The 22,298-nt window shown below is 37.1% G+C and carries 12 protein-coding genes and 1 pseudogene; 6 read left to right on the top strand and 7 right to left on the bottom strand.

Going from position 1 to position 22,298, the window contains the following annotated elements; genetic code table 11:
• Positions 1–7 precede the first annotated feature (7 nt).
• The 5 genes from JCM15092_RS16540 to JCM15092_RS06145 all read left to right on the top strand — a co-directional run bounded on the left by JCM15092_RS16540 (position 8) and on the right by JCM15092_RS06145 (position 7,618).
• Positions 8–1,228, top strand: a complete 1,221-nt coding sequence (locus JCM15092_RS16540) for a DUF1735 and LamG domain-containing protein (protein WP_024993898.1) — start codon at positions 8–10, stop codon at positions 1,226–1,228.
• 13 nt (positions 1,229–1,241) lie between these two features.
• Complete coding sequence (locus JCM15092_RS06160) at positions 1,242–2,222, top strand: BT_3987 domain-containing protein (RefSeq protein WP_159101375.1); 981 nt, start codon at positions 1,242–1,244, stop codon at positions 2,220–2,222.
• Between the two features lie 701 nt (positions 2,223–2,923).
• The gene (locus JCM15092_RS06155; protein ID WP_024993896.1) at positions 2,924–5,272 is read left to right on the top strand and encodes a glycoside hydrolase family 3 N-terminal domain-containing protein; all 2,349 of its coding nucleotides are present in this window, start codon (positions 2,924–2,926) and stop codon (positions 5,270–5,272) included.
• A 49-nt stretch (positions 5,273–5,321) separates the two neighbouring features.
• Positions 5,322–6,641 (top strand): MFS transporter, encoded by a 1,320-nt coding sequence (locus JCM15092_RS06150; protein WP_024993895.1) that lies wholly within the window; start codon positions 5,322–5,324, stop codon positions 6,639–6,641.
• Positions 6,642–6,652: 11 nt separating this feature from the next.
• Positions 6,653–7,618 carry a glycoside hydrolase family 130 protein gene (locus tag JCM15092_RS06145; RefSeq protein ID WP_024993894.1) on the top strand — a complete coding sequence of 322 codons (966 nt, stop codon included), beginning with the start codon at positions 6,653–6,655 and terminating at the stop codon, positions 7,616–7,618.
• Between the two features lie 387 nt (positions 7,619–8,005).
• Here JCM15092_RS06145 and pelA read toward each other — a convergent pair whose 3' ends face one another.
• The 7 genes and pseudogenes from pelA to JCM15092_RS06110 form a co-directional block, all read right to left on the bottom strand.
• Entirely contained in the window at positions 8,006–9,106 is a 1,101-nt protein-coding gene (pelA, locus tag JCM15092_RS06140) for a pectate lyase (protein ID WP_024993893.1), read from the bottom strand.
• Between the two features lie 108 nt (positions 9,107–9,214).
• Positions 9,215–11,520 (bottom strand): annotated as a pseudogene (locus tag JCM15092_RS15190) (hypothetical protein).
• Positions 11,521–11,538: 18 nt separating this feature from the next.
• The gene (locus tag JCM15092_RS06130; RefSeq protein ID WP_024993892.1) at positions 11,539–13,578 is read right to left on the bottom strand and encodes a RagB/SusD family nutrient uptake outer membrane protein; all 2,040 of its coding nucleotides are present in this window, start codon (positions 13,576–13,578) and stop codon (positions 11,539–11,541) included.
• A gap of 12 nt (positions 13,579–13,590) precedes the next feature.
• The gene (locus JCM15092_RS06125) at positions 13,591–16,881 is read right to left on the bottom strand and encodes a SusC/RagA family TonB-linked outer membrane protein (protein WP_439645902.1); all 3,291 of its coding nucleotides are present in this window, start codon (positions 16,879–16,881) and stop codon (positions 13,591–13,593) included.
• A 498-nt stretch (positions 16,882–17,379) separates the two neighbouring features.
• Positions 17,380–17,682, bottom strand: a complete 303-nt coding sequence (locus tag JCM15092_RS06120; protein ID WP_148296606.1) for a hypothetical protein — start codon at positions 17,680–17,682, stop codon at positions 17,380–17,382.
• A 73-nt stretch (positions 17,683–17,755) separates the two neighbouring features.
• A complete protein-coding gene (locus tag JCM15092_RS06115; RefSeq protein ID WP_024993889.1) occupies positions 17,756–18,178 on the bottom strand; it encodes a pyridoxamine 5'-phosphate oxidase family protein in 423 nt (140 codons plus the stop codon).
• A 304-nt stretch (positions 18,179–18,482) separates the two neighbouring features.
• Positions 18,483–19,721 (bottom strand): anaerobic sulfatase-maturation protein, encoded by a 1,239-nt coding sequence (locus tag JCM15092_RS06110; RefSeq protein ID WP_024993888.1) that lies wholly within the window; start codon positions 19,719–19,721, stop codon positions 18,483–18,485.
• Positions 19,722–19,997: 276 nt separating this feature from the next.
• On the opposite strand from JCM15092_RS06110, the gene JCM15092_RS06105 reads away from it, so the two are divergent.
• A complete protein-coding gene (locus JCM15092_RS06105; RefSeq protein WP_051532492.1) occupies positions 19,998–21,995 on the top strand; it encodes a glycoside hydrolase family 43 protein in 1,998 nt (665 codons plus the stop codon).
• The last annotated feature ends 303 nt before the right edge of the window (positions 21,996–22,298 follow it).

Genomic DNA, 22,298 nt, shown 5'->3' with positions numbered 1-22,298 from the left:
TACTAATATGAAATTAAAATTCAATATCATTTCGGCGGCTCTTTTGATGCTGACAGGCGGTATGACGTTTACTTCATGTAACTCAGAAGGCGATGATTTTGATTACAATAAAGCAGGCCTTTTTGTCTCAGGTACAGAGAACAACCCTGTAGTAAAATTTGTAGTCGAAGATACACCTGCCAGTTATCCTGTAACTGTGCAGTCCACAAAGAAAGTAGATCAAGATGTTAAATTGACATTGGCTATTGATGCTAGTAAAATAGATGAATATAATAAGACAAATACTACCAATTATTTCTGTGTTCCTGATGGAGCAGTAGAGTTGGAGAATCCTCAGGTTACAATATCTGCAGGTACTGCTATTTCTACAGCAACAACTGTTCGTGTGGTAAACACAGATGCGTTTGAGGAAGGCCGTACTTATGTTGTTCCTGTTACAGTCAAAGCTGTCAATGGAACAGACGAACCTCTTATTGAGACTTCAAAAACTATATTCTTACGTATTTCAAGAATTATAAACTTCTATTCTATTCAGGCTAATTCAGGAGCTTCAAGTAACTATATCTTTGATAAAGATATACCTCTTAAAAAGCTGACTTATGAAGTAAAAATTTACCCTCAAGGATTGAGCCGTGCTAATTATCCACAACGTTTCTTGGCTCTTGAACAGGAAGATGAATCCAAATCATTGTTGCTTCGTTTCAATGAAGCTAACTCTGATAACAAACTCCAAGTAATCCTGGCTGGGAACAAATTCATCTCTAACACTGAATTTGAGAACGGACATTGGTATTTATTGTCATTTGTTTACGATGGTAGCACAATATCACTTTATGTAAATGGTGTTCTTGATACATCTATCGGTGCTAAGATTGATGAAATTAAGTTCAAACGTTATGAGATGGGAATGTCATGGGGAGGTTATACAACTCGCCAGTTCTTCTCACATCGTTTCTGTGAACTCCGAATCTGGGACCGTCCTCTTTCTCCAAGTGAAATTCTTGGTGGAATGGCTGGCGTTGATCCTCATAGCGACGGACTTAAAGCTTATTGGAAGTTCAATGAGGGTAATGGATGTATCTTTAAGGATGCAACCGGTAATGGATTTGACATGGATTGGAGCAAGTCACAACGTGATGTATCTGAAAATGGTGTAATGGTGCCTACACCAAAGGCTGCAGAATCTATTGTTTGGGTGAAAGATGATATTAATAAAGTTGCACAATAATATGGAGGATAAAATGATGAAAAGAAATATTTTGAAATACTTTATATTGTGTATGACTGCTGTATCAGCTTTTGTCATCTCTTCTTGCAGTAGTGATGAAAGTTTTGATGTTTATGGTAATCCAAATAATCTGGTTTATTTCAGAGTCAATGCAAAAAACACTCTAAGCAGTGCAATTGTGCATACTCCTGTTGGTGAATTTGGAGGTCTTGATTATAAAATTCCGGCTTTTGTTCAGCGTCCTGTTGCTCATGCTACTATAGTTTCTCTTGTACAGGATAATTCTTTATTAGATGAATACAACAAGAAATATAATACTAAATATAAAGCTCTTCCTGACGGGTATCTTAATCTTTCAGAAGCTGTCGCTCATATCAAGGCTGATACAGTCGCAACCTACGATTCATTAAGAATTGTTTTAAAGGAAGATGCAAATTTGGCCGGACTTACTTCAGAGGGGTATGTGGCTCCTTTGCGTATGAAGGTTGAGGGTGATGGTATTGTTTCAGAGGATAGAGGCGTGGTATATGCTGTTATTACGACATCTACATCGCTTATCAATGACAATCCAAAAGGACTTCTCGGACAGGAAGCTGACGGTTCAGGGTGGGCTTGTATTTCTGCCGATGGATTGAATGCTGATGGTTTTACAACTAGTGATTGGTATTTTACCAAGAAGCAAGCAACATCTTCTTTTGTAGTCGACTTAGGCGCTGTTCATAAGATATCAGGTTATATGATCGGCTCTGATGTGGTCAAAAATGGTGAAATAGCAGTAAGTGAAGACAACAACTCTTGGATTACCCTTGGATCTTTGAAAGGACATAATGGTATTAACCAAACTGTAGGTTGGTCCACTTATACATGGTATGTCCTTTATGGTGCTGTACCTAGTCGTTATGTGAAAGTAACAATGGATTTGGATACAGGTTACTGGGGCTGGAATTGGAATTACAGCTATATATCCAAGTTTGGCCTAACATATGATGAATAATCAGAAATGTCCATTCTAATTCATATTATTGAATAAAGTCACAACATAGAAGATCAGTTTTTTATCAACCCTGTATTTATGAAAAAGTACAGGGTTGAAATTTAAACACTAGACTGCTTAATGATACTTTAAATAAGTAACACAACTTATGCTAATAGTTAATAAATAGCTATTAATTTATTGTGATATTATTTAAGATACTAAGTGTGCTGCTAAACCATTTTTTTTATTATTCTTGTATCGTGATATAAATGCTATTATTAATTACAAAATATAGAAAGAAAACCTTAACAAAATCTTTGCAGACATATCTATCATGACATTATGCTTATCATTATTAATTTAATTGCTCAATAAGTCCAAGGATTTGTAAACCTAAAACCTGAAAAGGCATAAACGCATGATATCGGAAAAACAGGTTCTTGATTTATTTGAATATGATATTCAAATAAAAGCTTAATGATAGGTTTTGTTGTTTATAAAAACTAAGAATAAGAAAAACAACTAAGCACTTTACAACTACATGAAGAAGCACTTCTTAAGTATATTGAATGAGAAGGTATTATTACTTGAAGCAAGATGACACATATACTGAAAAGTAAGAGTCTGATATATAATTAAAAGGTAATAAAGTGAAGGTGATTCTTCCTAAAAATCTTAATAATGAACCTTTAGCAATTCGTTAAAAAAAATAATAACAGATGAGAATAAGATATTTATTCATTTCAGCAATTATAGCCTGTTCATCACTGCATATATATGCACAGAAACCTCTCTATACGATTGCTAATGCTCCTATAGAGGATAGAGTGAATGACCTTGTAGGAAGAATGACTATCGACGAAAAGATTGGTCAGTTGCTTTGTCCACTTGGATGGGAAATGTACTCCAAAACGAATAAGGGTGTAATACCATCTGAACTATATAAGGAGAAGATGTCGACAATGCCTATCGGTTCATTCTGGGCGGTGCTCAGAGCAGATCCTTGGACACAAAAGACTCTTGAGAATGGTTTGAATCCTGAGCTATCAGCCAAGGCACTAAATGCTCTTCAGAAATATGCAATAGAGAAGACTCGTCTTGGAATACCGATTCTTTTTGCCGAGGAGTGTCCGCATGGTCATATGGCTATTGGGACAACTGTATTCCCTACTTCACTATCTCAGGCAAGTACTTGGAACAGAGACCTTATGCACAAGACCGGTGAAATCATTGCACTTGAAGCTCGTCTACAAGGAGCAGGAATAGGTTATGGTCCTGTGTTGGATATTGCCCGTGAGCCACGTTGGTCAAGGATGGAGGAGACTTTTGGAGAGGATCCTGTTCTTACAAGCGAACTTGGTGTGGAGTTTATGAAGGGTATGCAGGGTGAGAAGCAGGATGATGGTAAGCATCTATTCTCAACTCTTAAACACTTTGCCGCTTATGGTATCCCTGAAGGTGGACATAACGGACAACAGGCAAATGTTGGCATGCGCCAGCTTTTCTCTGAATACCTTCCTCCATTCAAGAAGGCCGTTAAAGAGGGAGCAGGTACTATCATGACATCATATAACACTATCGATGGTGTGCCATGTACAGCCAACAGATATCTTCTTACAGATGTATTGAGAGATAAATGGGGATTCAAAGGATTCGTCTACTCCGACCTTGTAAGCATAAATGGTATTGCCGGATATAGAGTTGCAGCAAACCTTAAAGAGGCAGCAGCTCTTGCTCTTAAGGCAGGTGTAGATATGGACCTAGGTGAGGATGCTTACGGTAAAAACCTTAAGCAGGCCCTTCAGGAGGAACTTATTAGCCAACAGGATATTGACAGAGCTGTAAAAAACATTCTGAGAATAAAATTCCGTATGGGACTCTTCGAGAATCCTTATGTGTCTCCTGAGCAGGCAAAGAAGATTGTACGCTCAAAAGAGCATAAGGAGATTGCACGTCAGGTAGCTCGTGAGGGCATTGTCCTTCTAAAGAATGAAAATATACTTCCTCTCTCAAAAGAGATAAAGAGCATTGCCGTCATCGGTCCTAATGCGGATATGATGTACAACCAGTTGGGCGACTACACCGCTCCACAGGATAGGAAAGAGATTGTAACTCCTCTTGATGGTATCCGAGCAGCCGTATCGGCTAATACAAAGGTGAACTACGTTAAGGGATGTGCCATACGTGATACAACACAAAGTGATATTGCATCTGCTGTTAATGTAGCAAACGAGTCGGATGTTGTGATACTCTTCGTGGGCGGTTCAAGTGCACGCGACTTTAAGACTAAATATATCTCAACAGGAGCGGCAACCGTATCTCAGGAGGGTAATCAGATTATCTCGGATATGGAGTGTGGTGAGGGGTACGACAGAAACTCTCTTGACCTTCTTGGTGACCAGGAAAAACTAATCAATGCTATTGCCGCTACAGGAAAGCCAATGGTAATAGTATATATTGCAGGACGCCCTTTGAACATGAACCTTGCCAACGAGAAGGCAAAAGCCCTTCTTACCGCATGGTATCCTGGTGAACAGGGAGGCAATGCTATTGCAGATGTTATATTCGGCGACTATAATCCATCAGGGCGTCTTCCGGTATCAGTTCCTCGTAATGTCGGACAACTTCCTGTTTACTACTCACAGAGTAAGCAACGTGACTATGTTGAAGGACCTGGGTCTCCTCTATTCCACTTCGGTTATGGTCTGAGCTATACAACATTCGCATATAGCGACCTCAAGATACAGGCTGGAAATAACGAAGATAATATGGAAATCATAAGTTGTACCGTTACCAACGCTGGTGACCGTGATGGTGAAGATGTGGTACAACTCTATCTTCAGGATATGGTAAGTTCGGTCGCTACACCAGATATTATGCTTAAAGATTTCGAAAAGATATCTCTGAGAAAAGGTGAGAGTAAGAGAGTTACTTTCATACTTGGTAAAGAGCAACTCTCGCTATACAACTCGAAACTAGAGGAGGTTGTAGAGCCTGGTGAATTCAAAGTCATGATAGGGTCTGCATCAAATGATATAAAACTTACAGGTCAATTCACAATTAAATAAATAAGTAAAGCTTATTTATAATTATTATAAAAGCACGACTATTTTTAATATGACTAAAACTAATTATAACCCAATATCTTGGGTTCCTTCGGTGTACTTTGCAATGGGACTCCCATTCGTAGTACTAAATATGATGTCAGTTCTCATGTATAAAGGGCTTGGTATTTCTGATTCACAAATTGCCCTATGGACCTCAATAATAATGATTCCGTGGACGTTAAAATTCTTATGGAGCCCTTTCTTGGAATTATATAAAACAAAGAAATTCTTTGTTGTCCTTACAGAATGCATATCAGCTATCTGTTTCGGTCTTGTTGCTATAGCACTGAACCTACCATCATCTTTCGCTGTGACAATAAGTATATTAGCTATGGTTGCTCTGTGTGGAGCAACCCATGATATAGTTACAGATGGTATATATATTGACGAGCTTAGTAAAAGTGACCAGGCTAAATATATTGGATGGCAAGGAGCTTTCTATAATATTGCCAAAATTGTGGTCTCAGGCGGTATGGTATGGTTTGCCGGTTTCCTCCTTGACTACTTCAAAGAACATGAAACTGTTCTTTTAGGAATAAAATTGGGCCCTGTCATAAACTCATGGATGATTGTATTTTTTATTCTCTCAGCCATAATGATACTTCTTGGTTCTTATCATTTCTATGCATTGCCAACAGGGAAAAAGAATGAGAATAAAAATGCATCAAGTAAGGAAACAATGCGAGAGCTTGTTGCTATAATATCCGATTTCTTCAAGAAGAAACATATATTCTACTATGTTTGCTTTATTATAATATATCGATTTGCAGAAGGATTTGTAATGAAAATTGTTCCATTGTTCCTTAAAGCTGGGAGGGAGACAGGAGGTTTAGGTCTTAGTGAACAACAAATTGGTATATTATATGGTACTTATGGTGCTGCAGCTTTTGTGATTGGTTCACTCTTAGCAGGAACATTCATTGCTAAAAGAGGACTTAAAAAAACATTGTTTACCCTTTGTTGTATCTTTAACTTGCCTTTTATTGCATATACCTTATTAGCTATTTATCAACCGGAAAATATGTATTTAATTGGTGGAGCCATTATTATGGAATATTTTGGATATGGCTTCGGTTTTGTAGGCCTAATGCTATTTATGATGCAACAAGTGGCTCCTGGCAAACATCAGATGGCACATTATGCATTTGCATCAGGTATAATGAATTTTGGAGTTATGCTTCCTGGAAGTATCAGTGGTTTCTTAAGTGATTATTTGGGCTACGAGATATTTTTTATCTTCACTCTAATAGCAACAATTCCATCATTACTGATAACTTATTTCGTACCATTTACATATAAAGACTCTGTAGAAGAAAATAAATATAATTAATTTCTATTTTTATGAATACTATAATAATGCCTTGGGAAGAACGCCCCCAAGATTCAAAAGACGTAATGTGGAGATACTCCAAAAATCCTGTTATAGAACGTTATCAAATACCTTCATCTAATAGTATCTTTAATAGTGCTGTAGTTAAATTTAAAGAAGGTTTTGCAGGTGTTTTCCGCTGCGATAACAAAGCAGTTCAGATGAATATCTTTTCCGGATTCAGTAAAGACGGAATAAATTGGGAGATAGAACATGACCCTATCGTTTTTAAATGCGGAAACACTAATATGATTGAGTCTGAATACAAGTACGACCCTCGTGTAACATGGATAGAGGATAGATATTGGATTACCTGGTGCAATGGATATAATGGTCCGACAATAGGCATCGGATATACATTCGATTTCAAGGAATTCTTCCAATGCGAGAACGCATTCCTTCCGTTCAACCGCAACGGTGTTCTTTTCTCTGAGAAAATTAATGGGAAATATGCTATGCTTAGCCGTCCAAGTGATAATGGACATACTCCTTTCGGTGATATTTATATAAGCTACAGCCCTGATATGAAATACTGGGGCGAACACAGATGTGTTATGAAAGTAACTCCATTTCCTGAGAGTGCTTGGCAATGCACCAAAATTGGTGCAGGTTCTGTACCTTTCCTAACAAAAGATGGTTGGTTACTTTTCTATCATGGAGTCATCACAACTTGCAATGGTTTCCGTTATTCAATGGGTGCTGCACTTCTTGATAAAAACGACCCATCGAAGGTGTTGCATCGTACTCGTAAGTATTTGTTAGCCCCTGCGGCAAGTTATGAGTTACAAGGTGATGTACCTAATGTAGTATTTCCTTGCGCTGCACTAAATGATGGCAACAGAGTGGCTGTATATTACGGAGCTGCAGATACTGTTGTAGGAATGGCTTTTGGATATATTGACGAAATTATAGACTTCATAAAGAAGGATTCAATCTAGGAAATGTAATTTAAACTGCCTTGGATTTATTCTTGATTTACTAATAGTTATGCATCTAAAAGGTATTGTTTCTTGTTAACTAGAGAAAGCATTGGGCTATCCAAGTAAGATAAGAAAAATATTATAAAAAAGCTATATTATACATTTTTGGTATATACTACGTATTTTGCTTATAATAAACGCATTACCAACAACATCCGGCTCTACCCAAAACCATTTATCTGAATGAAAAGAAACTAAAAATATCCCTTGCTACTTAACGGATAGTAGTAAGAGATATTTTTAGTTTCCTCTACACTTTATTATTAAATAAAGCCTCAATTATAGTAGAGTAACTAGTTGAAATATATCTAAACGTTTTTGTTTATAATAAAAAGAGTATGAAGTCTATTTAAATTTAGGAGATTCAATCTTTTTCTTCCACTTTTCGTATTCACTAAGTACCTTATTACCACTATTGTTATACCAACTATAACCGTTTCTTCTTTCATATCCAATTTGTGATATATCATACTTCACAACGCCGTCTCTGTCAGAGAAAAATGGTCTATTTGTACCCAATTCATAGAAACGTGCCCAAAGAGAAGGAGACAAATCACTTTTAACCATCTTATAATCTTTTTTCCCATCAGCATTGATAAAACTCTCTCTCTGCAATCCATCAATCTTAACTTCACAAAACCATTTTACAGCAGATTCAATTGATGTCTTGACTCTTTCTGATGGATTAGGTAATGACATAAGCAAAAGAACTATATCAGCTGACTCCGCACCACTCAAAGAAGGAAGTTCATAAGCACGTGCCTTACATGGCTCTAATGTAACTTTGTCATGCTGAGCACACCATGCAGTAAGTTTACCATTCTGCCTAACCTGACAATTAAGAATGCACTCTATACCTTTGTCAAATGCTATTTTAGCTTTCTCTTTCAAAGATTCAGGAATGAATTTGAAGGGAGCCTTGTTTTCATAAATTTCACGCAACTGACGCATTACATTAATCATTGCATTATCATTAAAGGTTATCTGAGTGTAATATCCTGTGGGACGAGGATAAAACTGAGGCCAACCTCCATTGTCGTATTGTGCCTCCAACAGATAGTTTATTCCTGCTATAACAGATTTCTCATAGTCACTCTTCTTAGTGGCACAATACATGTTTGCCATATATCTGATCTCTGTTGTAGTAGCACTGTTGTCAATAGTACTTTCGTTAACATCGTTTTTACTTGAAAGTATCTTTACCTTATCTTCTTCAGTCAACTGAGCCGGGAAATAGATATTCTTTGGCCATCCTCCTGTAGTCTGTTGATATAGCATCAGATTATTTGCAATACGCTCAGCCTCAGGAGTGCAAAAAAAATCAGACGTATACTCTCTTACATCTTTATGCCATTTCTTATAAACCATCTTATTATCCTGACCTTTGGTAATAACAGGTGCTATTGAAATAAAGAGTAATGCTAAAATGAGACTTTTACTACACATACTATTTAATTTTAATTAGTTACTTCTTCAGTAAAGGGTTGTAATCATAAAAATATGATACAACCCTTTTCCTTACAACAATTCTCTATAATAAATTTAATACAACATCTATTTTAATCCGTCACGCCATTTTGAAGCACCGATTCCAAGCTGATATATTTTAGAGCTTGTAACCTTACTTGAGTTATTATAATACAAGTCTGCTCCATGTTCACCTCCGGTTCCATCAATTTTATCAGCACGATGCATATACTGATCACTATTAGTCGCTGCTTTATGAGGAGGGTTCGGACTATGCATAAGTTCTGCAGGAGAGATATCATCTACCAATACTTCAAGAGAACCGTTCAATGTCGCTGAGCCTTTACTTACCAAGGTTCCGAAATTGTTCTTAGTTGCATTCCAAGCATTAGTACTGAATATCTGACCATTAGTCAAGAATGTATTTGTAGAATAGTTATTCTCAAAGTTGAGAGTAGCATGTCCTTCTGTACCATCAGGCAAAAGCATCATATTACGTATATCTGCACCAGCCATTACCATATTACGAACGTCACCATCTTGTTTGGTAAGAATTATAAGATTCTTCCTAACATTAAATGAACTACCGTCTGGTATATAGCGCATATTAAAGATATTACCTGCAGCACGAGTGTTCCAGTTTACTAAAGTATTATTATCGAATGTTATATTCCATGCTCCACTCTTCCATGCAGACTGTTTTGTCTCATTGAAGAATGATGGGAACGGACAGTCAAAGAAAGTATTGTCACGGACAATGAAATTCTTGTACAAGTTTGAATTTGCATTATTACCAGATCCGGCTACCCAGTTATAACCACCGGCACCATTGCTATAATATCCACAGTTATAAAACTCATTTCCTTCTATCAATACATTATCCCAGATTTTGTAATTAGGGCCTTGTTCACGAATGAAACCACGTATAAGATGATTGAATGTACAATTCTTTATTACAAAATTCTCAAGATGAACTGCCATACCATTAGGGAACATATTTATGAAATAGTTTCCTGTAGCTGAACCAAGACCAGCCATCTGGTCACCATATGTAAGAGCAAGAGGACAGTCAAAATCTATATCTTCAAATTCAAGCATCTTCATGTATATCTCTCCTCCCTCACCTGCTTGAGGCTGACGACCGAACATAAGGTTCATAGAATTTACAGTCGTTCCGGTCATACTCATACCACCAAGAAGAACAGTAGCACGTTTTCCTGCTTTCACATCTTCAGGGTTTGTACGTAATACGAATCCTTTACATGTAGTAAGGTTATTGAAGAAGCAGTAAGTCTTTCCGCCTTCCAAATAGAAAGTCTGACCCTCAGCAAGATTAACATCAGAGATAAAGTCTGTTAACAAGAAGTCAATTCGCATAGCATTGTATTTTACTGCAGCTTCATGCTGAGTCATTGCAATGTCATACTGTTCCTGAGTGTCAAAATAATCACGGCTTGGAGCTGACATATCATGTTTAACCAGTATAGGCTCACCAGGCTCACCATCAGAGCGTGCTGAATATGTATTGTAATAAGCATCCCATTTAACAGGTACATTCTCATTACGTACATTTATAACATAAACAGAATTCTTCTGCAATCCATCGATATCTACATATCCCCTATTGAAATCTTCTTCTGTTATCCTATATTTCAACCATTTATCTCCAATAGTTGATGCCGGATTATTAGGAGATGGTTGAACCTCAAGCCACTGGTAAACGAAATTATCATTAGCATCCAGTTCAAACTTCTCACGATAGATAGCCTTATCATCTTCAGATACTCCATCAGAAACCACACTAAACTTACGGTTAAGCATAACACGCATTGTAGTTTCAGTGGTCTTTGATCCATCTACATAAACACAGAAAGGAGTAGCATAACGGTCTGCTGTAGTAATTCCGATATACTCAGCCCATTGACGTCCATCGCCATGTCCATACCATTTTGATGCATGTGAAAAATCTGTCACATTATCATCCTTAGTAGATAGAACACGAATAGAGAAACGGAAGTCTGTTGAATATTGCTGATTCTTTATAACCATATCCAGTACATCAGGACCTACAATAGTATCCAACAGCAAAAGGCCATTTTGGGCTGAAGAGCCCCATGCATCAGCACCTCCTGATACATTTGGCTGAAGTGCCTGACGAATTTGATATCCGGCACAGTCCTTTACACCATACCAATAGAGATGAATATCATTACCATTAGGACCTTCTGCCTTACAGTTATAGCATAGTCATCACCTTTTCCTCTGTTGTTGTCACAGATAAACATCGTCATCCATTCCCTGTCTGTTCCCGACACAATATCCTCTTCATCCTTACAAGAGCTGAAAGAGAAGGTCGACAGCAACATAAGCGTATATAAAATATATTTCTTCATAATTGTTCCCATAATTTATTATTTGTAACCATAATAGTTTTTATATGCTCCTCCAGAACGTTGCAAAGCGGCATTAGGGAAAGGCAATATATAACGTACAGGTGGCAAAGAACTTACTTCTGGTACGCTGTTACCCTCTAAAGGAGTTTCAACGCCATTGTTAATAAGTACAATGTTTCCGCTCTCAGTGTAACGAATATATCCGTAGTAAGAATAACGACACTGATTAGTTGGCTGAGAGTCAGTACTCCACTGATATAGAGTAGCAGTTAACCATGTTTTTCCATCAACTGCTGTCAAAGCAGTAGCCGGCTGACTAGTCTGTTTGTAAGGATTATAGATATAAAGTATATCCATTGTCCTATTTGGATAAGGATATCCATATACTTTATTTGATTCTACTTTCCAAGCAACACCCTGAGGAAGTACATGATAATACATATATTCAGGAAGTTCATCCAGATAATAACTACCGTCATGTTGTGCTATATCATCCTCGAATCCAGAATATGAACCTGCATTACTCATAGCTGTAGAGAGATAGCGCAAGAAACTATAGACTACTTCCTGTCCATAAAGATTTGTACGAACAAGATCACGCCAACGGCTGTTCTCACCTGCAAACTCCCACTTACGTTCATCTAACACCGCTTTAAGGAATGCCTCTTTTGATGTTGATGCGTTTGATATAAATTCTGCAACAGCAGCCTGATCGTCGAATGCACGTGCATGTACAAGTCTAAGAGAATTCTGTGCTAATGCTGTAGGACCTTCAAGTTCATTTATTGCCTCTGCATTCATAAGCAGAACATCTGCATAACGCATATAAGGGAAGTTTATACCTGTTGAACCACTACTTGTATTGACAAATTGACCTGCATTAGACCATAATTTTGACCATTTGTTGTTGTGTACAGTATAATCAGCACGTATCATACATGAATCTTGGGTTGCATTGTTCGCTCCATTGCCATAGTACCATAATCCATTAACAAAATCACGACGTTTGTCATTCTCATTAAATAGATAACGATAGAAAGCATTTAAGCGTGCACTACCTGATGAAGCTCCCCAAACATTCTTACCCAGAGTTGCACCTTCATTAGATGTAGAAGTAGGGCCCTGTAAATATCCAACCTGACCTGTTGATTCCTTAGCGAAAGGGATTTCAAAGATAGGATCTCCACTATTTACAAGTTCAAAATTGCTCTCCTTAACAAATACATCTGAGAAGGATGTTCCAAGAGAATGTGTACCTGTGGTAATAACCTTATCAGTATATTCCCTTACAATTTCATAATACTTTGTATAGTCAGAAGGACGCTGCATAGTACCATAGCTGCTTGCATCATCTTTGTTTGGATGAAGTGAATATCCACCTGCTGTCAAAGCTATACGAGCTATCAAAGACCAAGCAAACTCTTTAGAGGCACGTTCGACTGTAGCAGATGAAGTTGAAGCCATGTTAGGAGCTATTGCCTTCAAATCTTCAATAAGAAGATCCTGTATCTCATTTCTATCCTTTATTGGAATAACATAGTTATCACCAAGCTGTGCTGCAGCCTCGAAAGTGAATGGTACATCACCAAACATTACCACTAGGTCATGATAAACCATAGCACGCAAGCATTTGGCCTCGCCAAGCATCTGCATCAGTTCCTCATCAGTTTTATTAAAAATTGGGCTATGTTCAACTCCATAAATAAAACGGTTGGCATCTTCAATTGCTTTGTAAGCTGCAACCCAAAATTTATTTATTTCACCACCCTGATCATCACAATCGAAACGAGCATATGCATTATGAGAAGCAGTGTTGCTGGTATAAGGTATCAAATCAACATCACTATTCATAACAAATGTTCTTTGGTAAAGATCGCCATACAGGTTATCCACCAATATTGACGCATATACACCATTTAAAGCACGACTTATCTCAGTCTTCTGACTATAGACAAAATCCTCGCTATAACTTGACGGAGACTCTACTGTGAGGAAATCACTGCAAGATGATAAAAGTACAACCGCCAAGCCAGATATTAGAATTCTTTTAATTTTCATGTTCTTTCATTTTTAGAATGTGATATTTGTACCAACCACAAAGCTACGGCTACGTGGATAACGGTTATAATCCATACCGCAAGTAAGACCTGTCTGAATATCAACTTCAGGGTCATAACCAGAATATCCGGTCAAGATAAAGAGATTTGAAGCAGATACATAGAAACGAGCTTTAGATATTCCCCATTTTGATGAAATATTCTGAGGAAGAGTGTATCCTAATGTCAAATCCTGACAACGAAGGAATGAACCATCTTCGATAAAATAAGAGTGAGTTATTTTCTTTGTTACATCTGTAGGATTCCAAAGTGTGCTAGTCTCATTCAAAGCACGATATAAATCTACTGATCCGTCAAGGAAATAAGCTTTATATAGACATTCACCATCTCCATCACGAGTATATCTCCATCCGTTATCAGCAAATTTCTGAAGTACATTTAAGAATTTATTTGAATTTCCTTCTGCTGAAGAGAGTTGATATGCTGTAGCATTATTAACATCAAAGTCAAGCATGAAATTGAAGTTCATAGCGAAGTCGAAGTTCTTCCATTGACCGCTTAAGCCAAAACCACCTTGTACCTTTGGATTTGTATTACCGATTACAGTACGGTCGTTTTCTGTAATATATCCGTCTCCATCCAAATCTTTAAATTTAATTTTTCCAGGAAGAGTTGCAATACCTGAATTTGAATCACCAGATATCGTATTTATCACAGTCTTGCTATGCTCTACACCATTTTCATCTACAGTAGGAGCATCTTTACTTGTACCATTCTCTGCAGCTTTTGAACCCCAAGGTAAGGCCTGAAGAGAGTTTGTTGGGTCAAAGTAGAACTCGTCCATTGAATATAATCCATCATATACGAATCCGTAAATAAGTCCTACCTGATCACCTACTTTCAAACAATAGTCATTATAGCTTGATTTCCAGCGGTTATTCTGATCCCATATTACATTATCTGTTCCGTTCAACTTATCAACTTTCATTCTATTTGATCCCAAAGAGAGATTAGCTGATAATACATAGTCTTTTCCTCTAAGAATATCACCGGATACTGTCAATTCAAATCCTCTGTTTGATACTCTACCAATATTCTGCATCTGACTTACATAACCTGTAGCAGAAGGAATATCTGATTTATATAACAAGTCTTTTGTTGTATTCCAATAGATTTCAGGAGTAACAGATAGACGACCATCGAACAACGAAATGTCGGCTGCTAAGTTTCTTGTCAATGTAGTTTCCCACTTAATATTTTTATTTGCAAACTTATCATTTCCTTGATTTCCATACCACTGAGCTCCGAAAAGTGTTGCTTCTCCAAAGCCAGGACCACCTGTTGAGTTAACAGAATATAGATAACGCCACATATCATTGTCAATACGGTTATTACCTGCAAGACCTACTGCAACACGAAGTTTCAACTGATCAATCCAATCAATACCCTTCATAAAATTCTCTTCTGAAAGTACCCAAGCACCTGATACAGATGGGAAATATCCCCACTGATTTCCTGGAGCAAACTTTGTTGAACCATCTGCACGCATAGTTAATGAAAGAAGATATTTGTGCTTATAGTTATAACTTGTCTGTCCAAAGAAAGATGCTGTACGGTCTGGAGTTGATAAAGATGTAGTAGACTCCTGAGGTGTACCAAATCCCATATTTGCCCATGCCTGTTCAGCCTCGAATGCACGAGGGAAATAACGGTTTTTCTGATAGTTATTTTTGCTCTGAGTATGATATACCTCTTCACCTAAAAGGAATGAGAAATTATGTGTGTCTTTCAAAGAGAAAGCATAAGTTGCTGTATTTGTCCAAATATAAGTAAATGAATTATCTTTCTGAACTATAGCAAGAGGCTGGTTGTTATTCCTCTGACCGTCTGGAGTAAGAGCACCAAAGAAACGATACTGATCTCTCCAGCTCAATCCTATTGTTGCCTCAGAACGTAATGAGAGTCCTTTAATAGGTCTCCATTCAAGAGAAAGAGCATTAGTATAGTTATAACTATATTTCTTCTGCTGGTTGATGTCAATATCACTCTTAGGATTAGTATAAGTAAATAATTGTTCTTCGTCTGGATCTGCATAAGATGGATCAACATATCCATACTCACGCAAACCATTTGTTGGACGATAGCGTAATACATCAATTATACCACCTGTACCAATGTTATCTCCTCCAGCTCCCTCATCACGACGGAATGTGAATTTTGGATTAATCTGTAAGGTAAGATTCTTTGTAATATCGATAGCAGTTTTAATATTCAGGTTTGTACGACGAACACCTGATGCCATTATAATACCTTTATCTTCACTCTGAGTGAGAGATGCATTAAAACGCATTCTGTCTGTACCACCACCTATTGTAATGTTTGTTGAGTAGTTAATAGGATTCTCTCCCATAACCTCATCCTGCCAGTCATGTGTAGGAAGTGTAGTGTACAAATCAAGGTCCTGAGGGTTACCAAAGTTTGCACGGAAGAATTTTGCATTGCTTGAACGGCTACCATTACATGCAGACCATTCATATTGATAACGTGCAAATTCAGCAGAGTTCATTAATTCAATCTTATTAGAAAGCTGGCTTGTAGAAAGATGAGCATTAAAACTTACCTGTATCTTACCTGCTTTAGCCGATTTTGTTGTAACAACAACAACTCCGTTACCACCTTTAGCACCATAGATTGCAGTAATTGAAGCATCTTTCAATACATCAATAGATGCAATATCAGTAGGAGGAATATCATTAATATTGCTTACCTGGAAACCATCAACAATATAGAGAGGTTCATTACTTTGAGTTACTGACGTACCTCCTCTGACCCTGATATTAATATCTGCTCCTGGAGCACCGTCGACCGTGGTAACTTGCACACCGGCAATTTTACCTTGAAGAGCTACTGCAGCTGATGTTACAGGAACTGAAGCAATTTTTGCACCCGAGACGGAGCCGACAGAACCTGTCAAATCCCTTCTGGCTTTGCTACCATATCCAATAACGACAACTTCATCAAGAGCTTTGGAATCATCATTAAGAACAATTTTCATCTGTTTTCCTGCTACTGCAGAAACTTCTTGTGTAACCATACCGATATAAGAAATAACAAGTTTCTTTCCGGTTGCGACTTTGATAGAAAAATTACCATCAAGGTCAGTAATTACACCATTAGTTGTTTTCCCTTTTTCGACTACAGAAGCACCGATAATAGGTTCACCACCAGAATCTAAAACCGTACCTTTAACTGTGAGATTTTGTGCGAAAAGTTTTGGTGGAGGCAATATCAACAATATAGCCATCAAGCACAATACCCACACTGCTTTTTCTGTGTTTCTCATAATTTTAAAATTAATATTAGTTTAATGAACAATCACTTTTAAAATATCGTATATAAGATTAGCTTAACATTGGGTGAAATTACTTTTTGTAAGGACCTTTATGGAGAATTATTAGTTTTTTATGTGCATTATTTATTCTCACGAACATTTTTTTTTAGCTTTTTTAGTCACTTTTTGACATTAATAAGAGTCCTTATAGTTACAAAGGCAGTTTGGAGTGGCAAAAAAGCCCGTTAGAAAGGCTTTATCTTGTGCTTCGGATAGATATGAAGGAATTTAAGGCTGATATTAGAGAAATATGCACCTCCATCAATCGTGACCATGCAACAACTGCATTATATTATTTTTAACAGAAAAGAGGTACAATATATTGGAATGCATTACAGAAAAGCCCAGCTGATAACTTTTCTGTTATCAGCTGGGCTTATTTTTCTACATTATTCCAGAATCAGATATTTATCATTTTGTGCGAATAATACCAAAGTCAGCACTCAAGCATAGGATTAGGGTGATCCAAGCAAAGGGATTGTAGGGCATATATACAACAGCCAAAATACCGGCTGCTAATAGAAATATGCCTATTATATTGGTGGCATTCTTGATAGCCTTATGTTCTGCACGAAATGGCAGAAGCAAAAACAACAAGAGACCACTCAGAATAAGAGATGCGCCACATATGAGGCTCATATATGTCAAGGCTTTGACTTGCATCTCACTCACACTCTCCAATCCTCCGGTAATCAAAGGAGTAAAAGTTGCCACGTCGTGAATAATACCAAACAACATGAGCAGGATTGCTATGATTCGATTAAATATACACATAACAATTAAAGAATTATAGGTTGATGTACTCTTTAGGAGCAAAATTATCGGCTAAAGTCCAAGCATGTGCCTTTCCCCCTTTCATGCGGTACACCTTGAGGAATGTCTTGATCTGCTCCAAAGAGCCCCAGTTTCTCATGAACTGACGTGATGGATGCTTGTATATCTCTTCAACCAATGCATCGTCTTCTACCAACTCAAAGTTACCATCTACACGAATCTGTACTCCTTTGTGATTAAAGCAAACCTCTGCTTTTGGATTTGCCTGCAACTGCTGATGCAGCTCTTTCATAGCACCTGTATGGAATATTATACCATCTGTATCGGCCTTATACATAAGAATTCCACGAACATGTGGCTGACCATTCTGATCGACTGTTGCCAAGTGCATCACCGGACTAGCATTCATCATCTCAAATAATTCTTCTCGTGTCATAATTTTATTATTAATAGTTATATATTCTGTATCATGTTGTAAAATTATATAAAAAGATCTGTCACCCAACTTTTTAGACTAAAAATTGAGAATTTATCAGACATATAATAGGACATTATATACCAAATATAAGTAATAGGATAAATATTATTTATACTAATCCTCCTACTTAGGGAGAATCACATGACTGAATTTATAGCTCCATAGGAGTTATAAAAGGTATTATTAAAAATATATGACTGTTGACTTCGATTGATACAAAACTAAAATTGCATTTAGGAGCATGTCGAATATCTGAAAATTATCATTCGAAATTATTTGACTTCAAGTAATCCATAATGTTTGCAGGGGCTCTTTCAGCTAAGAACTCTTTTTTCATGTAATCCATATATGGTGCAACATGATCAAAGAACTTATAATAACCCTCACACAAGAAATTCAGAGGCTTTCCCTCCTCCTCTGTCTTAATGAACCTATTTTTAGGACACTCTCCATTACATGCAAAAAGGTAATTACACTCTCTGCACTTCTTCGGAAGAGAATTAAACTTTTCAGCACCAAAAGACAACTGCTTATCCGAATACATCATCTCAGTCAATGTCTTTTCGTGTATATTACCTAACTTATATTCTGGAAAAACAAAGTGATCACAAGAGTATACATCGCCATTATACTCCATAACGCCTGCATGCCCGCAGACTTTTGCCATTGTACAGACTCCGGGAGCCTCTCCGACCCAGTTTGCCAAAGTTGAATCAAACAGCTGAATATAATAGTTGCCAATATCATTACGCACCCATTCATCAAATATACTGCAGAGGAAATTACCCCATTGTTCAGGCGATAAAGAGTAATTGGATAGAGGTAAATCCTCACTATTAGCTGCAGAAGCTAAATGCCTGCCATCATTATGTGATAATAATCTCTCAACAATAGGAGTGAACTGGATATAATGGCAACCTATAGATTTAAAAAATCTGTAGAAATCAAGAGGATAATCGGCATTAAAATCATTTACTACTGCCATAGCGTTCCACTCTACTTGATGCTTATTCAAGAGATTAATTCCATTCATGACTTTATGAAATGAAGATTTGCCATCTTTACTTCTTCTATACTCGTCATGAAACTCTTGTGGTCCATCTATCGATACTCCTACTAACCACCTATTTTCTTTAAAGAACTTACACCACTCATCGGTTATTAATGTGCCATTTGTCTGAATACTATTCTCAACAATTCTGCCATTTGCATATTGCTTTTGTAACTCAATAGCCTTCTTATAAAAGCTTATTGGTCTCATCAATGGTTCACCTCCATGCCAGGTAAATAAAACCTGAGGTTGAGTCTGAGACCTCAAATAATCTTTTACAAACCTTTCCAGAAGTTCATCACTCATTATAAACTTATCATTTACATCTGACCTCTTATATAAATTGTTTTTCTCTAAATAATAGCAATACTTACAAGACAAGTTACATATAGAACTTACCGGTTTAGTCATCACATATAAAGGTTTAGCAAAAGGAGCATAAGTAGCCATATCGTAAATTATTAAATTCTTTTTTGATTATCTTAAGTTGAAGCGATATCTCGCAAACATTAATACGCAAAAATATCACTTTTAAATTACAACTAGGCTTTTCAACATAGAAACTATTTATAAGGGTTATTAAAGAGATGAAGAGAGTTGTTAGTATTACTTAATTATACATTTAAGAAAATGAATGTCGCTAGGTATTATTTAGTTTCTTGGATGATTATCTTATCTTTGTAGTTTACGAAACTATTTAAAACGAATAATTAAATTAATTAAGTTATGAAATTACCACACATCCTAACAACTGTAGGTAGTTTTCTTCTTCTCACAGCCATGCCAGCTCATGGGATAAAGAGTCAGAAACCTGTTAAAAACAAGATGAGTCAGTATCTATTTGCCTATTTCACCGGGAATAGTCCTAAACAGGAACAGATACACTTTGCACTAAGCAAAGATGGATACAACTATGTTCCTCTTAATAATGGCAACCCGATAATTGCTTCGGACTCTATCTCTATTAAAAAAGGTGTGCGCGACCCACATATCCTAAGAGGTGAGGATGGAAAATTCTATATGGTTGTTACAGATATGCGCTCAGAAGAAGGATGGGCTAGTAACAGAGGTATTGTTTTGATGAAATCGGATGATCTGATTAACTGGACACACTCAACTGTACACTTTCCTACACGCTTCGCTGATAAATGGAGCAAGGTGACTAGAGTATGGGCTCCTCAGACAATTTGGGACTCGGAGGCTAAACGTTACATGGTCTATTTCTCTATGCTCACAAACGATGGCTCATTGGCATACGATAAAGTCTTTTATTGCTATGCAAATAAGGATTTTACAGACCTTGAGACAGAACCAGTCTATCTTTTCGACCGTGGCTCTGCTACGATAGACAGTGATATCGTTTATGATAAAAAAGATAAGCTATACCACTACTTCTTCAAAAATGAAGGTGAGAGAGGTATTTGTCAGGTTACATCTAAAAGACTTACAGCTGCAAAAGGTAAACAACCGGGATCACAATGGAGCAAGCCAAGCGCTCCGGTGCAACAGACAAATGAGAATGTTGAAGGTGGCGGAGTATTCAAAACTATAGATGGAAATGGATGGATATTGATGTACGACTGTTATTCAAACGGACATTATCAGTTCTGTAGCTCTAAAGATTTGAAGAATTTCAAATTCGAGAAAAATACAAGTACAAGCGGCAAGTTCACTCCACGTCATGGTACTACAATTGCCGTAACAGAGGAAGAGGCAGAACGTCTCATGAATAAGTGGCCAAGTGATCAGTTCAGCGTTAAGAGACTTCCAGGATGCAACAACCCACTAGTTCTAGATTTCCGTGCAGATCCTGAGATATTGTATTCAAAAAAGACCGGAAAGTTTTATCTATATCCTACCACTGATGGATATGCAGGCTGGGGTGGTTATAGCTTTAACGTTTACTCATCCGACAACCTTGTTGACTGGAAAGATGAGGGTACTATAATTGACTTGAAAAGTAATCAGGTAGTATGGGCAGATGGTAATGCTTGGGCACCATGCATTGAAGAGAAACAGCAAGCCGATGGCAGCTACAAATATTACTTCTACTATAGTGGTAATACTATAAAGGGAAAACAGACAGGAGTTGCTGTTGCAGATAGCCCTACCGGTCCTTTCAAAGATTCAGGACGCTCTATAGTTGCCCTATCTCCAGCAAAAAGAGGTCAGCAGATAGACAGCGATGTATTTACTGATCCTGTAAGCGGAAAGAGCTACCTATATTGGGGAAATGGATATATGGCAGGTGCTGAACTGAATGATGATATGATGTCGATCAAGGAGAATACAACCAAAGTTCTTACTCCTAAAGGAGGAACTCTGAAAGATTATCAGTTCCGTGAAGCTTCTTATGTATTCTATCGTAACGGATTATACTATTTTCTTTGGTCAGTAGACGATACAGGGTCTCCAAACTATCATGTTGCCTATGGTACAAGCAAAAGTCCGTTAGGACCGATAGAAGTGGCAAAAGAACCAGTTATATTGATACAGGACCCTGCAAACAATATATATGGACCTGCTCATAACTCAATACTTCAAATACCGGGAAAAGATGAATGGTATATAGTATATCATCGCATTAATAAGGACTTCCTTAATAATGGACCAGGATATCATAGAGAAGTGTGCATAGACAAGCTGGAATTCAACCAAGACGGAACTATTGCACCGGTAAAACCAACTCAAAAGGGTATCTCTCCAGTTAAGTTAGGTAAATAATTTACAAGTTCAATATAGAAAAGCCATCATAATATTTATGATGGCTTTTTTGTTGTCAGATTTTTAATCTTATATCGTTAATACTGTAATCGATGCATAAGTAAACTACAGCATTATTATCTCCTTATATCAGTAAGCTATTTCTATATTTCTATGAAGAAAATAGTTTTATTGTAAAGTCATTCAGCTAGAGTTTTAAAATGATGTATAGTAAAGCAGGAAGTAAAAGAAATAAAATGTAAAGTGAATTAGTTCTAGCAATGTTTTTATATATAGCAGATCAGCTATAGAAGACATTTATAA

The organism is Phocaeicola paurosaccharolyticus JCM 15092 (assembly GCF_000613805.1).
In the GTDB taxonomy this organism is placed as follows: Bacteria; Bacteroidota; Bacteroidia; order Bacteroidales; family Bacteroidaceae; genus Phocaeicola; species Phocaeicola paurosaccharolyticus.
Note: the sequence above shows the minus strand (reverse complement) of the source record. Positions and strands in the feature narration are given on the sequence as shown.

Excerpts from the sequence above, each read along its gene's own strand:
- JCM15092_RS06105 (WP_051532492.1), top strand. The coding sequence starts at position 19,998 with ATGAAATTACCACACATCCTAACAACTGTAGGTAGTTTTCTTCTTCTC.
- JCM15092_RS06160 (WP_159101375.1), top strand. The coding sequence starts at position 1,242 with ATGATGAAAAGAAATATTTTGAAATACTTTATATTGTGTATGACTGCT.
- JCM15092_RS06115 (WP_024993889.1), bottom strand. The coding sequence starts at position 18,178 with ATGACACGAGAAGAATTATTTGAGATGATGAATGCTAGTCCGGTGATG.
- JCM15092_RS06130 (WP_024993892.1), bottom strand. The coding sequence starts at position 13,578 with ATGAAAATTAAAAGAATTCTAATATCTGGCTTGGCGGTTGTACTTTTA.
- JCM15092_RS06155 (WP_024993896.1), top strand. The coding sequence starts at position 2,924 with ATGAGAATAAGATATTTATTCATTTCAGCAATTATAGCCTGTTCATCA.
- JCM15092_RS06145 (WP_024993894.1), top strand. The coding sequence starts at position 6,653 with ATGAATACTATAATAATGCCTTGGGAAGAACGCCCCCAAGATTCAAAA.
- JCM15092_RS16540 (WP_024993898.1), top strand. The coding sequence starts at position 8 with ATGAAATTAAAATTCAATATCATTTCGGCGGCTCTTTTGATGCTGACA.
- JCM15092_RS06125 (WP_439645902.1), bottom strand. The coding sequence starts at position 16,881 with ATGGCTATATTGTTGATATTGCCTCCACCAAAACTTTTCGCACAAAAT.
- JCM15092_RS06110 (WP_024993888.1), bottom strand. The coding sequence starts at position 19,721 with ATGGCTACTTATGCTCCTTTTGCTAAACCTTTATATGTGATGACTAAA.
- pelA (WP_024993893.1), bottom strand. The coding sequence starts at position 9,106 with ATGTGTAGTAAAAGTCTCATTTTAGCATTACTCTTTATTTCAATAGCA.
- JCM15092_RS06150 (WP_024993895.1), top strand. The coding sequence starts at position 5,322 with ATGACTAAAACTAATTATAACCCAATATCTTGGGTTCCTTCGGTGTAC.